The organism is Synechococcus sp. JA-3-3Ab (assembly GCF_000013205.1).
Taxonomy (GTDB): domain Bacteria; phylum Cyanobacteriota; class Cyanobacteriia; order Thermostichales; family Thermostichaceae; genus Thermostichus.
The window spans coordinates 1,024,976-1,039,523 of the sequence record NC_007775.1; the positions used below are offsets into that span (position 1 = coordinate 1,024,976).

General features: G+C 53.2%; 12 protein-coding genes, 1 tRNA gene and 1 other RNA gene. 5 read left to right on the plus strand and 9 right to left on the minus strand.

Going from position 1 to position 14,548, the window contains the following annotated elements:
• Positions 1–52: 52 nt before the first annotated feature.
• The 3 genes from CYA_RS04720 to CYA_RS15020 are packed head-to-tail and all read right to left on the minus strand — an operon-like array spanning position 53 to position 2,520.
• On the minus strand, positions 53–961 hold the full coding sequence (locus tag CYA_RS04720) for a glycosyltransferase family 2 protein (protein ID WP_369781490.1): 909 nt from the start codon (positions 959–961) through the stop codon (positions 53–55).
• A gap of 57 nt (positions 962–1,018) precedes the next feature.
• The gene (locus tag CYA_RS04725) at positions 1,019–2,338 is read right to left on the minus strand and encodes a 2OG-Fe(II) oxygenase (protein WP_228375452.1); all 1,320 of its coding nucleotides are present in this window, start codon (positions 2,336–2,338) and stop codon (positions 1,019–1,021) included.
• 23 nt (positions 2,339–2,361) lie between these two features.
• The gene (locus tag CYA_RS15020) at positions 2,362–2,520 is read right to left on the minus strand and encodes a hypothetical protein (RefSeq protein ID WP_187147181.1); all 159 of its coding nucleotides are present in this window, start codon (positions 2,518–2,520) and stop codon (positions 2,362–2,364) included.
• 208 nt (positions 2,521–2,728) lie between these two features.
• On the opposite strand from CYA_RS15020, the gene CYA_RS04730 reads away from it, so the two are divergent.
• Positions 2,729–4,756: a glycosyltransferase family protein gene (locus tag CYA_RS04730; protein ID WP_011429893.1), complete on the plus strand. Its 2,028-nt coding sequence runs from the start codon at positions 2,729–2,731 to the stop codon at positions 4,754–4,756.
• A 36-nt stretch (positions 4,757–4,792) separates the two neighbouring features.
• The gene (locus CYA_RS04735) at positions 4,793–7,486 is read left to right on the plus strand and encodes a class I SAM-dependent methyltransferase (protein WP_011429894.1); all 2,694 of its coding nucleotides are present in this window, start codon (positions 4,793–4,795) and stop codon (positions 7,484–7,486) included.
• A 66-nt stretch (positions 7,487–7,552) separates the two neighbouring features.
• Here CYA_RS04735 and CYA_RS04740 read toward each other — a convergent pair whose 3' ends face one another.
• The 6 genes from CYA_RS04740 to ssrA form a co-directional block, all read right to left on the minus strand.
• A complete protein-coding gene (locus tag CYA_RS04740) occupies positions 7,553–8,278 on the minus strand; it encodes a Uma2 family endonuclease (RefSeq protein ID WP_011429895.1) in 726 nt (241 codons plus the stop codon).
• Positions 8,279–8,300: 22 nt separating this feature from the next.
• The gene (locus CYA_RS04745; protein ID WP_255322539.1) at positions 8,301–8,753 is read right to left on the minus strand and encodes a Uma2 family endonuclease; all 453 of its coding nucleotides are present in this window, start codon (positions 8,751–8,753) and stop codon (positions 8,301–8,303) included.
• 36 nt (positions 8,754–8,789) lie between these two features.
• Positions 8,790–8,912: a hypothetical protein gene (locus CYA_RS15580; RefSeq protein WP_255322540.1), complete on the minus strand. Its 123-nt coding sequence runs from the start codon at positions 8,910–8,912 to the stop codon at positions 8,790–8,792.
• Between the two features lie 135 nt (positions 8,913–9,047).
• A complete protein-coding gene (gene lpxD, locus CYA_RS04750) occupies positions 9,048–10,079 on the minus strand; it encodes a UDP-3-O-(3-hydroxymyristoyl)glucosamine N-acyltransferase (RefSeq protein WP_011429896.1) in 1,032 nt (343 codons plus the stop codon).
• A gap of 15 nt (positions 10,080–10,094) precedes the next feature.
• Positions 10,095–10,613, minus strand: coding sequence for a DUF4330 domain-containing protein (locus CYA_RS04755; protein WP_011429897.1), 519 nt, complete (start codon positions 10,611–10,613; stop codon positions 10,095–10,097).
• 162 nt (positions 10,614–10,775) lie between these two features.
• Positions 10,776–11,177: a transfer-messenger RNA gene (gene ssrA, locus CYA_RS13620) on the minus strand.
• Between the two features lie 104 nt (positions 11,178–11,281).
• On the opposite strand from ssrA, the gene CYA_RS04760 reads away from it, so the two are divergent.
• From CYA_RS04760 to CYA_RS04770, 3 genes are all read left to right on the plus strand, one after another.
• Positions 11,282–11,353 (plus strand) — tRNA-Lys (locus CYA_RS04760).
• 135 nt (positions 11,354–11,488) lie between these two features.
• Entirely contained in the window at positions 11,489–12,442 is a 954-nt protein-coding gene (locus tag CYA_RS14015) for an endonuclease domain-containing protein (protein WP_083759156.1), read from the plus strand.
• Between the two features lie 22 nt (positions 12,443–12,464).
• Positions 12,465–13,160 carry a MarR family transcriptional regulator gene (locus CYA_RS04770; RefSeq protein ID WP_011429899.1) on the plus strand — a complete coding sequence of 232 codons (696 nt, stop codon included), beginning with the start codon at positions 12,465–12,467 and terminating at the stop codon, positions 13,158–13,160.
• Positions 13,161–14,548 lie beyond the last annotated feature (1,388 nt).

Below are 14,548 nucleotides of genomic sequence, written 5' to 3' on the forward strand. Positions count from 1 at the left end.
TTGCTCCAGTCTCCCTCAAGAGTAGGCAAGGGCTCTAGGCTAAACCAGTGAACTAGAGCGAGGACAGTAACTGTGATGGGTAGGAGATGCGAGTAAGAATACCCTTTTCGATGAGGTTCTGGTTGGTTTCAGGACTGCTGTAAAGTATGAACTCTTGATAAAGAGCTGCCATGGAAGTTCTATCTCCTGAGCAATAAGCGTCCCGTGAGGCCAAGTGAAAGGGAACCCGAATAGGATTAGACTTGGAGCGCCACCAGTAGTCGGGAAAGTTTCCCAGTTGGGCGTATTTTTTATAGTAGTTCTGGAATCCGCAGTTCAAGTAGTGCAAAATAGAGGGAGACGACGTTACTAGAGTATGATCCCCTGGAATATCAAAGCTATGTACGCTGTTAGGCAGAAGAGAGGGATGGATCCGAGCTGCTGACTTTCCATTCTGGTAAGCCAAAAAGTATTGACTCTTGCCGGAAACTCTCTGAAACTCAGTACAGAGTCCTGGCTCCAAGGCAGCAGGGTTTTTCTTAAATAGAGTGACATCGCGAAAATAGTCCTCGACTTCAAATACTTCAGGAGCTGCTTCGTGGTTTAGGAACGTAACCTGGAATATATCGTCGCTTACTTGATCAAACCAATCCAAAGCCATCATCTGGCCAGGATAAAAAAGCTCATCTCCATCAATATGAAGAATCCAGTCCATGCCCTGATCCAGGGCAAGTTGTATAGCAGTTTCTACGTTAAGGATCTGACGAGCCATGACCTCATAGCCAACATGAGGGCCATATTTTGGGTAGAGAACATTCCCCAATGCTTGTTGAACTTGCAAAGCTTCATCGTTGGGAATAGCCGTTACATCGGAAAACTGAAGTGCCACCTGAATAGCGGGATCCTCTGGATCGTCGAAGAAGATATAAATATGGGCAATTCCAAGGGCAAGGTGATAGCGAATGAACGACTCCAAGCACACGCCTGGATCCCGAACCGTAGTAGCAATACAGACTCTGGCCATGTTGAATTCGAGCCTTTAGGCAAGTCGCTTGGTTCCTAACCAAGTGTTGATGGTAAAGCGGCTGTCGGCAAAGGCTTGGCTGGGGCCGAACACCGGCAGGATCTCGTGTAGACAACTGCTGGAGAAGAAGACAATGCTGTTGTTGGTCGGGATCACTTCGTCGTAGGTTCCATACAGGATTGGTGGATGCGGCTTTTGCCTCTGCGTGTCATAGATGCGCAGCTCGCCTCCTCGGTAGAGCTTGGGCTCCTTGTGGAAGTAGTACACACAACTTACCTGGCGAAAGGCAGTTTGGGGATAAGAATTATCAGTGTGGGGAGCGAAATAGCAGCCATCATAGCTGGCGATCATCTCCATCTCAAAGATCTGGATATCAAAGTTTTCAATTCCAAGTTCAGCAAAGATTGTGGGAGCCACTGCTGCAATTTTTTCCCTCAACAGGGATCCATACTCTTGAAAGTACGCATAATCTAGACGCAAAGAGCGGCGAAACTTGAGAGACTCAGCTTCAGTGTTGCTTGGGCTGTAGCTTCTGGAAGGGATAAACTTATCTTGATGGGCGATGGCATGCTGAAGGATAGCTTGGTTGATCTCAGCAGGCAGGAAATTATCCAGCTTAACGTACTTGCACGGATAAAATCGTGTCGGCTCTCGTGGATCCGGCTGCGAAAAGGTCAGGGATACCGGGTTGGCATTCAGCAACAAGCCTGGGCCTAGTTCTCGAATATAAGCCAAATCTTGCTCGGTTAGGGCTCTGTTTTGAGGATCCCACCTCAAGAGATGGATCCCTTGGCTGAGATTGGGAAAAGCTTTCTGCAGGTGAAAAGCGGGATCCACACCCATCAAGTCTAAGGTCGATTGGGCAAGGGATCCGTAGCGGCAGTGATCGACCAAGTACAGAGCCGGCTCAGCCAGATAATCCCGCAGTAGCAGGGACTGGAGCAAATGGGTACGATAGTCCACAAGCTCAGCCCAGAAGCAAACGCCAATCTGGGTATCGGGAAACCCTTCCCCCAAATCTGCCAAAAGAGCAGGGATCGATCCTTCTAGCAGTAGAACCTGTCCTTCCAGTCCTAGCCGAACAATTTGCGCTTGGAGATCCTCCGTGCTGGCCAATTTTTTGGACGGATTCTGGAGCGGATCCCGTAGAATCATCGTCAATTTTCCAGGATGGCGAAGCATTGCTTCTAGCACGGCCCCTGAGTCTTCCCAGCCAATTTGACAGAAGATCTGCTGCTCAGGCAGGCACTCCAGAGCCCAATCCAATAGCTGAGCAAGACTCTGGACTTGCTCCAGTTCCGAGGCAAAATCTCCTTGAAGGTTTTGGCACTGCATGGAAGGGATCCCTGGTGTTCTCTCTAGCTTAATGTACCCGGAGCCACCCCTAGTTCCCGCAGCTTTTGGGCCAGGCGCTCCGCTCGCCGTTGCTCCTGCTCAACCTCGGCAGCTAGGAAGGTAGGCGGGATCCGACTATCAACGGCAGGGCTGCCTACGGCCTGTTCTAGATATAGGGTCAAAGGATCCCTTCTCATTTGGCCTGACTTCCAGGGCAAGCTGAGATTGCTGGCTACCGATCAAGGCCTAGAAAGCTGCAGGGGCAGGCTAAACAAGGGTTTTGACGGATCCCGGAGGAGTAGAGTTGGTCTTATAACCGTTTCATAACCTAAGACTGCTAAGCTCCTACGGAGGTTGCCAGAGCTGACTGCCCAGGCAGAGGGTTAAAAAATGAAGGATACCAAGACCACAGCTCCGCGCGTTCTTCTCAACTGGCCAGCTCCGCCAGACTACATCCCGCCCCCTCTGCTTTCAGACCAGCAGGTTACTCTTTGTCCAAGAGCTAAAGGTTTTGGCCTTGGCTTTGCCAACCTCCCCGAAGACTTGGTGGAATGCCCCGAAGGAGACTATGACCTGTTTGACTTTGTCGGCAACTCTGAGAAGATTCCTGATAAGGAGTTTGATCTAGTAATCATTTGGACTTCTAGCTTTGACCAGAGTACTCCCTTAAACAGTAAGAAGTTTGGCTGCCCAACTGTTTTACTGGCGGGTGATACCCATCATTGGAAGTTTCCCGTCAATCACCTGCTAGCCTACTGGGCTACCGAAGGCTTTGATTATGTGGCCACTGCCTACAACCGCCAGCACCTGCACTGGTTTGCCACAGCGGGTGCGGAAAACCTGGCCTGGCTGCCCCTTATATCCATGCGCCCTATTGCCCACGAGTGGGTAGAAGTGAGAGAAAACCAAATCGTCTTCATTGGCCAGCAAGGTTCTCGACACCCCAGACGCTCTCGCCTTGTTCAGGCTTTGAAGGAAGCTGATTTCCCTATCCTTATCAAAACTGCCAATCGCATAGAAGCAGCCGACCGCTTTGCCAGCTCGCTGATTTCGTTTAACTGTAGCCAAAATGGAGATCTGAATCTTCGGAATTTGGAAGTGATTTCGGTAGGCGGCTTTTTGCTGACAGACCGTCTTTCTTTTGCCTCCGGCTTCGACGAGCTGCTGGTACCAGGAGTTTACTGCGACACCTACGACTCGGAAGGGGAACTTTTGGAAAAGGTTCGCTACTACCTCGACCATCCGCAAGAGGCCATCGAAATTGCCCGCCGCGCCTACCACGCCTTCGATGAACAGTGGCACCCCCGCCACCGCATCCAGAATCTGCTGGACTGGGTATTTGGCGGAGAGCTGCCGGAGCCCTTTTGCTACTCGCCCCGTTCCGAGGTGCGCCATTTTGTCAGCACCTCCAGCGCCGAGCTGCTGGACAGTCGCCTGGGGATTTACGAGCCGATTCAGGAGCTGCATCGGGTGCAAGAGCGGCTGAAGGTGTTTCTCAGCCGGAACTGCCCTGGGGTGATTGCTGCTGACTTGCTGGACTTGCCGCGGCTGGAGCTGTATGTGGAAGGGGGCTTTGCGGATCCCTGTGCTTTGCTGCAGCAGCGGGGTGTGGCCGAGCGGGTGCACGAGCTAACAGGGGAGCCAGCAAGCTGGCCTGTGTTTGATGCAGCTGTGTGCATGGTTGAAGACCTGCAGAGGCTGGGGCAACCTGTGAAGGCCAACTTTGCCTTCGTCTTGGGAGAAGATCATCAGCTTCTCTTTACCGAGGCAAGTCGGGTGATGGAAACGCGGCTGCAGCGTTTTACCATAAATCAGTTTATGTGTGTGATACGCCTCTACGAGGAGACGTTTTTTTATGAGGCGACTTATCTTAACTTTCCTTCATTTATTTCCGATATTTCCGAAGTGAAGACTGTCATTGACGTTGGATCTGGCATAGGACTTGCCAGTGTCTGTTTTCGCGGATTTTGCCCGGATGCAGTTATTCACTGTTTTGAGGCGGATCCCTTGGCTTTGCACCTGCTGCAGCAGAATGCTCTTAGTTTGGGCAACTGCCATGTGCATCCAGTGGGCCTAGCGGGGCAGAATAGCTCCAAGACTCGTCGTCTGTGGCCGGAAGACTCTCAGACAGAGTGGGGAGTGGAGCGGGTGCTGGTTTTCCGGGAAGCCAGGACAGCCCTACGGGATCTAGGTCTAGAGCGCATCGATGTGCTCCGGGTGGCAACAGGTGGGCAGGAGGTGGAGGTGTTGGCCAGTTTGGAGCCATGGCTCAAAGACATCAAGGTCATCTATGTGGAGTTTTGCTCGGAGCAAGACCGCAAGCAGATTGACCAGATGTTGGATCCCTCTCACATGATCTGGCAGGGGGAGATCATAGCTGGTCAAAAAGGATCCCTCTGCTATCTGCGCAGAGCTTAGAAGTAGAATCTTGAAAAGAGAGGAGATGCGAAAGTCATGAACTCAACTATCATCGTTACGGGTGCTGACAGCAAGTTTTTTGAATTAGTCCAAGGGACTATCCTCTCTATCCGAGAGAAGCCGCAGGGATACTATCTGGACATTGGATTCCTCGATACAGGCTGCACACCAGAGCAGTTGCAGTGGATAAGTCAGTACGTTGACCATATCGTTGAGCCAAGTTGGAATTATAACGTTCCAAATAGTAGTAGCCAACCCAGTTATCTTAAAGCTCTGGTATCTAGACCATTTCTACCTAAGTATTTTCCGGGCTATGAGGTTTATATTTGGATTGATGCAGACGCTTGGCTCCAAGATTGGTTTGCAATTGAACTGCTCACTCTAGGAGCAAGAAGAAAAGGGTTTTCAATAGTTCCCGAGTTAGTAGCTAAGCATGTTAACAGATTCTGGATGCAAACCTGGATAACTTGGCACTACCACAAATATTTCCATCACACCGAGTTTAATCGCCTAGAAATAGAGCCTTTGTTGAACGCTGGTGTATTCTCCGGGGCTAGACAGTCTATTCACTGGTCAACATGGGCAAGAAGGATAGAGCAAGCTATGTCCAGACACCTTGATTTATGGACAGATCAGTTCGCTTTAAATGTTTCTATCTATAAAGATTTAGGTCTGGATAGAGTTGAGCTTCTGCCATTGAGTTGCAACTGGTTAGCTCACTACCAGCTACCTTTGTGGGATCCTCAAAGGAAGCTCTGGGTAGATCCTTTTCCACCTCATGATCCAATAGGAGTTATACATCTTACGGCTGATGTTAAGACAAGGCTAACTCATATTGTACTTACGACTGAAGGTTTCAAGGTTGAAGCTAGCTTGCGATATCCAGACAAGAACTCTCTCCCGATCAAAAGATACGATTATGTATCGCCTTACCAGAGGAGAATACATCTTGACTATAGCTTCCCTTTAATGACTGCAGTGGATCCCAACTGTCACCCCTGGCCCTACTTGCGGAAAGAGGTTCCCCATCTTTGGCACACAGACTTACGTCAGCCAACTATTGGTTTTGTTAGCCGAGATGAAGCACACATCTTGTACAATACTGCGCTTAAGTTTCAAGGAAAACCTGCTTTAGAGATTGGGTGTTGGCTAGGCTGGTCAACTGCTCACCTTGCTGCAGGAGGAGTTGTTCTTGATGTGGTGGATCCTGCTTTAACTAATCCTCAAATTTATGAAAGTGTGGATCAGTCTCTTCGCTCAGCGGGAGTTCGCTCCAATGTCAACCTATATCCCGGCTACAGTCCAGAGAAAGTAGAAGAGATTGCTCAGGAAAATGACCGCCGCTGGTCTTTGATCTACATCGATGGAAATCATGACGCGCCAGCTCCTCTTCGCGATGCTCAGGTGGCAGAGCGTTACGCTGCTGAAGATGCTCTAGTTCTCTTTCACGACCTTGCCTCACCAGATGTAGCTGAGGGCTTAAACTACCTAAGGGATCGAGGCTGGAACACGATGATCTACCAAACCATGCAGATTATGGGCGTGGCTTGGCGAGGCAACGTCCAGCCTGTGGAGCATATTCCGGATCCCAATATGGATTGGACTCTGCCAGAGCATTTGAAGGAGTACCCGGTATGCAACCTCGAGCTATCGAGAGTCTTGGAAAAGGTTAAGGCTTTTACCTTGCTGGGCTTTGAGCGTCTTTGGAATCTCTACCTTTTGGCCAAGCGAGTCTGCCAAGAGGACATCCCTGGAAACTTTGTTGAGTGTGGTGTTTACAAAGGAGGCAGCTCTACACTGCTGGCTTGGGTGATCAAAAACTACAGCCGCCGACCGCGGAAAGTTTACGCTTTTGACACTTTCGCCGGGATGCCTCAGCCAACAGAAGTAGACCGAGATTATCGAGGAGTTTTCGCCAATAATACTCCCTACGGAGCTGGAGCTTTGGGTGCTCCTATCTCGGAGAACTTGGAGGTAATCAGTAAGGAACTAGGAGTTTGGGATCTCATTGTTCCTGTGCAGGGATTGTTTGCTGACACATTGCCAGCTTACCGCGACCAGGTAGGCGAAATTGCTTTGCTACATGCAGATGCAGACTGGTATCAGTCCACAGTCGATATCTTTCATCATCTCTACAGTCAGGTTAACTCTCAAGGATTTATCCAAATTGACGACTATGGACATTGGCAGGGATGCCGAGACGCTGTTCACGACTTTGAGCAAGAAATTCAGGCTTTCTTTCGGTTACACAGCATTGACTACTCAGGGGTCTGGGTAAGCCTGTCTGAGAACCTGCCAATAGTGAGAGATAGCTCAACAGTGACTTTGCCCCAAGCCGGGATCCGCCTGAGCAAGTTTAACGTCGTTCTTTTCCCTTACTGGGAGATGGAGACAGAGCAACTTATTCAAGAGTTGGAGCAGCTACTGCAGCAAATCCTGATTAGCCCCAATCCAAAAGATTATGCTCTTATTTTGCTAGGGGATCCAAGCCCACAGCTAGCTAATGAGACACTGGAAATTGCGGCGGGGAACGTAACTCTCAAGTTGATGGAAGAGGGGCGCGAGATATCTGAGGAGCCATTCTGTTCTCTGGTCTCCGGTTTAAACGCCTGGCAGTGGGAGAGGCTGATTCAGCACATGAACTATCGCTATCCGCTGAAGCGGGAGCGTTTTCCTCAAGGACTGCGGCCTGCTGTGCAGAAGCTGCCCGTTTTGTTAATTGCCCAGTGAGAGCCCCATTCTCTGCCTTTGCCTGCCCTTTATCCCCAACCTAATTGGGGGGAAAGGTCTCTACTTTTAAAGGGCATCGGGATCCACCCCTAGTTCTCGTAGCTTTTGGGCCAGGCGCTCGGCGCGTTGCCGTTCCTGCTCAGCCCTTTGCCGCTCCAGCTCAGCCTCGGTGGGCACTAGTTCACCAGAAGAAGTGGCCCACCGAATCCATGTGGTCTCGATGTCCCGAAACCTGCCCTTCCATTTCACCAGGTACAGTCCCAAAACCTCGCTCGGCAGGCGACCTTCTGCATCGAATTCAATTGGCTCATAGTGGTCGCCCCTCAGCCGAAACCCTGCCCAGTCTTCTGGCTCAAACGGGCTAAACCAAAAGTACTCCGGCACCCGGATGATTTGCTCGTAAAGCTGCTTTTTGCTTGTCTTGTCATCCTGGGCAGTGCTGGGAGAAAGAAGCTCAATCACCACGTCTGGCCCTTTGCCCCGCTCCCAAATCACCCAGCTTTTGCGCTCCCCCTTGGGCACTCCCAGCACCACGAAATAGTCGGGCCCTGGGAAATTGCGGCTGCGGGCCTGCTCCAAGCTGTAGTAGAGGAACATGTTGCCGCTGACAAAGCCATCGGGGCGCTGCTGCAGCCAGGTTTGGGTGACGGAGATGAGCAAGTCCATCTGGCATTTATGTCGCCAGCTTTCCATAGGTACGCCGTCGTCGTAGGGGAGCTCGTCTTGGGTAGGGGGCCATTCGGTTAGATAAATCGGATCCGGCACCTCAATAATCGGATTGGGGTTGGTCATTGCCTGTTCTCCTCTCTTTTCTTCACAAGGTATCGGGATCCACCCCTAGTTCTCGTAGCTTTTGGGCCAGGCACTCGGCGCGTTGCCGTTCCTGCTCAGCTCGCTGACGCTCGATCTTCTCGGCTTCCTCTGGTGTGGGTACCATCTCACCATGGGGGAAAAAATACCGGAGCTGCCGGTTGTGAACACCTAGATACAGCCCCAACACTTCGCTCCAGCGCCACCCCTGCTCCGTTGGCCCAATCTCTTCATACTGTTCCCCCCTCAGTCGCCAACCCATAAACTCCTGCGTTTCGGGAGAAAAGTAGAAGTACTCCGGTGTCCTAAAAATCCTTTCGTAAAGCTCCCGCTTCTCACCTCGATCCACTTTGGCTGTTGATTCCGAAAGCAGCTCGACGATCAAATCCGGGTACTTGCCCCCTTTTTCCCACACCACCCAAGAGGGGCGGGGGCGGTTTTCTACCCCTTTGACCAAAAACAGATCTGGGCCGCGGAAGTCTTTGCTTTTGAGTTACTCTCGGCTGTAGTCAACGGTGAGGTTCCAGGCAAGGAAGTAGTCGTTGCGGTCTTGCCAGAGACAATTGAGGTAGCTCAGCAGGATCAAAAGCTGCAGAGCGCGGAGGGAGTGTTCCATTTCGGCTTCATCGCTAGCTTCTGGGCCGAGGGCATGAGCTCCGCCAGTTGCCGGCGGGTGAGGGGAGTGTTTTCTTGGGTTAGGCGTTGGGAGCAAGCAAGTGAATTGGCTATCGGCAGGTTAACCCCTGATCCCTTACCTCCCACCGTTTTGCTCCAACTTGGCTACCCGCGCTTCCAGCTTGCGCAGGGCCCGCTGCAGCTCGGGCAGATGCCGTTGGACTGCCATGCTCCTACGCCATTCGGCAATGGGTTGGTGGGGGTAGCCGGCCACGGTTTGACCAGCGGGGACGTCGCTGGTTACTCCTGTCTGGGCAGCCACGCGTACGCCATCGCCAATGTGCAGGTGCCCAGCCAGGCCACATTGCCCAGCCAAGATGACGTGGTGGCCCAATTGGGTGCTGCCGGCAATGCCCACCTGAGCCACGATCAAGCAGTGGGATCCCGTCTTCACGCCGTGGCCAATCTGCACTAGGTTGTCAATCTTGGTGCCCCGGCCAATGCGGGTCTCGCCAACAGCGGCCCGGTCGATAGTGGTGTTGCTGCCCACCTCTACGCCGTCTTCCAGCACCACCCGGCCTGCCTGCAGCATGCGCCGCCAGGAGCCGTCGGGAAGAGGAATGTGGCCAAAGCCGTCGTCGCCAATGACCGCGCCGCTGTGGATGAGGCAGTCGTCGCCAATTTCGGTGCGCTCGTGAATAACGCAGTTGGCGAAAAGCTGACACCGGGATCCAACCCGCACGTGGGGGTAGATGGTTACGTTGGGGTGGATTTGGGTGTAGTCGCCAATTTTCACCCCTTCCATCACCACCACATGGGGCCCAATGGCTACCCCCTCCCCCAACTCCACGCTGGGATCGATCACAGCGGTGGGATGGATCCCAACAGGCAAGCGATAGGGCTGGTAAAACAGCTCGATGGCCTGGGCAAAGAGCAGACGGGGATCCTTCCCTCGCAGGCAAGCAATGGGGCGGGGTAGAACCAGCGATTCCTCCACAATGACGGCGCTGGCTTGGGTCTGCTCCAGCAAGGGTAGGTAGCGGGCTTCACTGAGAAAACTCAGCTCTCCTGGGCGCGCCTCTGCTAGGCTAGCCACGCCGTGAATTTCTAGGGTGGGATCTCCCTCGTAGGGGCATCCCAATTTTTGGGCGATCTCCTGTAGCTGCATCAGGCTCGAGATCCTCTACGATTGCAGCAGCCGCACATCCATCACGGTTCCACGCAAGTTGTAGCTAAAGGTCTCGAGCTCCAGGGGAACGCCGACTTTGACGCGGTTGTTGCCTAGGACAATGCCATTTTCTGTCTGCTGGCCCCGTCCCCGCAAGGTAAACACCAGATCAAAGCGGTAGGGCTCGGGGTCAGGCAAGTTTTCGACCCGTCCATCGGGAAAAACCACCGGCACAGTGCGGCTGACGTTTTCCACCCGCACCACCTCCACCTGGCCGTAGGGTTGGTTGCGGATGATCAAGTCGGCCTTCTGACCTGCTTGAAAAGGTTCCAGGGATCGGCTGCTGACTCCCCGCACAATCATATCCACTTCCACCGGCAGCGTGGGGCCACCCCCCACCTGGACGACGCTGCCCGCCTGCCGCCCTGGCAAAAACAGGACAGCCACAATCGCCGCCACCACAATTGCCAGCGCCCCCAGATCCAGGAGACTGACTTTGCCCAGGAGACGCCCCTGTTGGTCGACGAGCCGCATGGCCCTCTTTTCTCCAACCCACTGTCCCTGATTGTAGGGCACAGCCATGGCAGCTTCCCCGCCCGTAAAGCCGCTTGAGGAACTCACCTCTAGAGGGACTCAAAGGCCCCGTCTCCCTCCTGACCGAGGATGGTCTGGGCCAATAACCTCAGGTTGACCTGGAGATGGAGCTGACGGGAGTCGAACCCGTGTCCGAGATGGGTACTGGGGGTTCACTCCTTCACAGGCTTAGCCTCTCTGACCCTCGAGGCGGGGATCGCCGTTTAGATCCCGGCGATGGGAATTCTCCGCCTAGCCTTAGGCTCTCCCTCGACGGAGCCAAAGAAGAGAGCTGCACCCGTTGGGGTTGTGATCCGCCCACTTAACGGGGTCGTGAGAGGATCCTCGAGCTCAGAGTAAGTTCTTGGTTACTGAGCCTTAGGCAGCCAGAGCGGCCGCTTTACGAGCAAAAGGTACGACGTTGTTCGCACGTACTGTGTTGAGCCTGGTGGTAACGGGATAAGCTCAATCCCGACCTGCATCATGAACCCTTGTTCGCCACCCCGTCGAAACCGTTACAGCCCCAGGGTTTGGCTAAACCTAGAATAGCAAAATCCTTGGGGATCTGGCTAGAGCTTCCTTCTGCTAATATGACAGAAGTTGTGCTATTCTGTCAGAGCTGCAAACTTGGGTCGGTAGCTCAGCGGTAGAGCACTCGGCTTTTAACCGATTGGCCCAGGGTTCGAATCCCTGCCGACCCAGCTTTCAATGCCCTCTCTCCCCTGCCCCAGCCTAAGCTAGGATTCCAGGAGGCAGGTGGGAAAGGCGAGGTGGCCGTTCTTTCGTGGCAAGACCTAGGCAAAGAGGGGGAGGTCAAGCTATTACTGGCGCCGTGCGTGGAGGAGGCGCTAGCGAGCCTGGCGGAGGAGGCTGAAACTCGAGAGACGGTCTTTGTCTCCAAGCTTTGGCACCGAATTCCTGCCCAGGATGCCATCCTCGATGAGTGTCTGCAAGTGCTGGCGAGGGTAGCCCTATCCCTCTGGCCTTATTGGTATGGGGAAAAGTTTGAGCCGGGCACAACGGCAGAGGTTCAAGCTCACAATCGTCTCCGCGCCCAAGAGCTACCAGCAAAACAGGATCCCACCATTGCCAACGCCTGGCTCAGGGCGGCCATGCACTTGTGCCAACAGCAACGCCTGCCTCTGCTGCCAGGGATCCAGCGGGCGATCCAGGTGCAGCAACTGGCCAAGGCCATTGCCCCTCGCGAGCTGACCTTGGCTTTGGCAACCGACGAGACAGAGCCGGCGCCCAGCTACTTACTCGGCTTGGCCAAGGCAGCTATCTGGTTGGCCGACAACAGTCAGGCACGGCTGGTGCTGGTGGTGCCGAGCGCTTTGACTGATCACCCCGAATTGGCCTCCGTGAGCTACGGTGCCATTCGACTGCCGCTTCCTGAGAGGCTAAAGGAGTTCGACAGCTCGGTGCAGGTGGTGGTGGGTTACAAGGGATCCCCTCACCCCTTCAGTCCCGCCGAGAGAAAGCTGGCCGACCGGGTGGCAGCAGATGTGCAGTTAAAGAATTTGCTGGAATTCAACCAAACTGTACAGAGTGTTAACGGACGCGCTTTCCGAGCGGATCTTCTTTGGCGGGAGGGTAAGGTGGTGGTGGAAGTGGATGGGCCAGAGCACCGCGAGCCAAACCACTACTACCAGGATCGCCTGCGGGACTACGAGTTGCTCATCTCCGGCTACTTGGTGTTGCGGATTCCCAATGAGCTGGTGATGTCCGACTGCGAGCGGGCGGTGGAGATGATCCGCAAGGTGGTTCAATTGCAACAGAGCCGGCTTTGAGGCAGGGCTGGAGGTTGGGGAAATGAGCGATTTGTTGCCCAAAAGTGAAATTTTGCTCTGGAAGCTCCTGCTAACAGGGGAAGAACCGACCAAGTCGCAAGTGAAGCCAAAGCATAGGACCAAAGAGCTCAAGCTGTTGGAGGAAAAGGGCCTCATTGAATGCAAGACTGTAGTCGAAAAGGGAAGGAGGATAACCCGGCTTGTGCTGACTGACAAGGCCTGGGACTGGGCTTCTACCACACCTCCAACGGCCATCGCCCGCTCCAAGTCGCCAGAGGCAGCAGTTGTTTTGCAAAAGGCGTTGGCAACCCTAGTGGATTACGCACAGCGGGAGAACGTTCCCTTGGCGCGGATTCTAGGCCTACGGCCGAGGATCGCGAACAGACCCTCTCTCGGTGGAGCAGCCCCTGTTCCTACTGGGCAAACGCAGCCCTGGGAAGTTAGCGAAGGGGAGGTTGATCCTAACTTCCTCGAGAAGGTCTTTCGCACCTGCGAGGAGATGGGAGGACGCTACTACCTAGTCTACTTATCCGACTTGCGCAAAAGATTTCCCGATGTTCCCTCCTGGCTATTGGATCAGGCGCTCCTGACTTTGCACCGCCAAGCCAAGATAGTGCTGATGGACCTGGACGATCCTCTGTCCATTACTCCTGAAATCAAAGCCGCCGCTATTAACCTGTACGGCTACGACAAGCACGTTCTTCGTGTTAGGAACTAGCCATGACTTCCAAGGAAAGTACCTCTTTCTCAATCAACCAACAAAAAGCTCTAGAAGCCCTCAAGGAGGTTGATTTTGATTGGACAGTTCATCTTAGAAAAATCTGGCAACCTCCGGATTTTGACGTTCCTGAGCTTAACCAGGATGTCAGGGAGCCGCTATTCAGCCGGCTGGAGAAGTTAATCCAATCTCCCCAGATGGAGACACCCTTTGGAATCCCTGTGCTTGGCGATGGTGGCTCTGGCAAAACCCACCTTCTCAGGGTCTTAAGACAGCGCTGCTTTAAAAAAGGGGTGGGATTTGTCCTAGTGGACATGACCGATGTGAAAGACTTTTGGGAAACCGTAATCCAGGGCTACCTCACCTCTCTGCTTCAGGAAGAGCCTGATGGCACTAGCCAGCTCCAAAAAATTCTCGATCTGGTCTTTCTGAGAGCTCTCTCTACTCCCAAGCAGGCGAAGGAGATCGCCAGTTTTTCCCACGAATCTTTGCTCGACGTCATTAGACAAACTCTGCAATGGCTATTCACTCAAGATCGCAAGCACACCATCAAGTACCAAGATTGTGTACGAGCTGCCATTCTAGCTAATTCGAATGATTTTTCACTGGCGTCAATAGGTACTAGCTGGATACAGGGCCTAGGTGTGGAATCAGAGGTTGCCCGACAATTCGGTTTTACCAACGCCAGCTTAAATCCTAGTCAAGTTGTTGCAGGGCTTTCTTGGCTGATGAGCCTAAGGGGACCCACTGTAGTTGCTTTGGATCAGTTGGATCCCATTGTTGTGCAATCTCAAACAAGTCCTAGTCCTTCGTCATCCTTGCAGGAGCTCTCGCCAGAGACAGAAAGAGAAGCTTCCCAAAACATCATTCATAACATCGCAGGTGGCCTCATTGGGCTACGGGACTGCCTCTCCCGATCCCTTGTCATCATCTCGTGCCTAAACCAGTCTTGGGAAATTCTAACGAAAACAGCTGTTGAAACCTTTACAGGACGCTTTGAGCAGCCTTTAACTTTGACGCCTCTTCTTTCGGCCAGTGTCGCTGAGGGAGTTGTTGTTCCTCGCCTGCAGGCTGCCTACCACAAGGTGGGCTTTATCCCTCCCTATCCTTCCTACCCGTTTAAGCCGGAGTTCTTCCAGCAGGGTATCTATCCTCGGCAGCTCCTCCAGAAATGTCATGAGCACAGGGAGCAATGCCTACGGGAAGGGAGAGTTACCGAGTTAGGTGTCCCAAGTTCTGCTCCTATCACTCCAAGTCCCCCTCCACTGAAGGAACTAGATCGAATCTTTGAGGAGGCCAAGCAAAAGGTTGATATTTCCCCGTATTTACAGGAAAACGAGAGCGAGATATGGAAAGAGCCCCTAGCTTCTCTGTGCAACTTTCTCGTC

Bases quoted from the DNA above. Each gene is read 5' to 3' on its own strand.
- CYA_RS04725 (WP_228375452.1), bottom strand. From the start codon at position 2,338: ATGCAGTGCCAAAACCTTCAAGGAGATTTTGCCTCGGAACTGGAGCAA.
- CYA_RS04755 (WP_011429897.1), bottom strand. From the start codon at position 10,613: ATGCGGCTCGTCGACCAACAGGGGCGTCTCCTGGGCAAAGTCAGTCTC.
- CYA_RS04770 (WP_011429899.1), top strand. From the start codon at position 12,465: ATGAGCGATTTGTTGCCCAAAAGTGAAATTTTGCTCTGGAAGCTCCTG.
- CYA_RS04730 (WP_011429893.1), top strand. From the start codon at position 2,729: ATGAAGGATACCAAGACCACAGCTCCGCGCGTTCTTCTCAACTGGCCA.
- CYA_RS15580 (WP_255322540.1), bottom strand. From the start codon at position 8,912: ATGGAACACTCCCTCCGCGCTCTGCAGCTTTTGATCCTGCTGAGCTAC.
- CYA_RS04735 (WP_011429894.1), top strand. From the start codon at position 4,793: ATGAACTCAACTATCATCGTTACGGGTGCTGACAGCAAGTTTTTTGAA.
- lpxD (WP_011429896.1), bottom strand. From the start codon at position 10,079: ATGCAGCTACAGGAGATCGCCCAAAAATTGGGATGCCCCTACGAGGGA.
- CYA_RS04740 (WP_011429895.1), bottom strand. From the start codon at position 8,278: ATGACCAACCCCAATCCGATTATTGAGGTGCCGGATCCGATTTATCTA.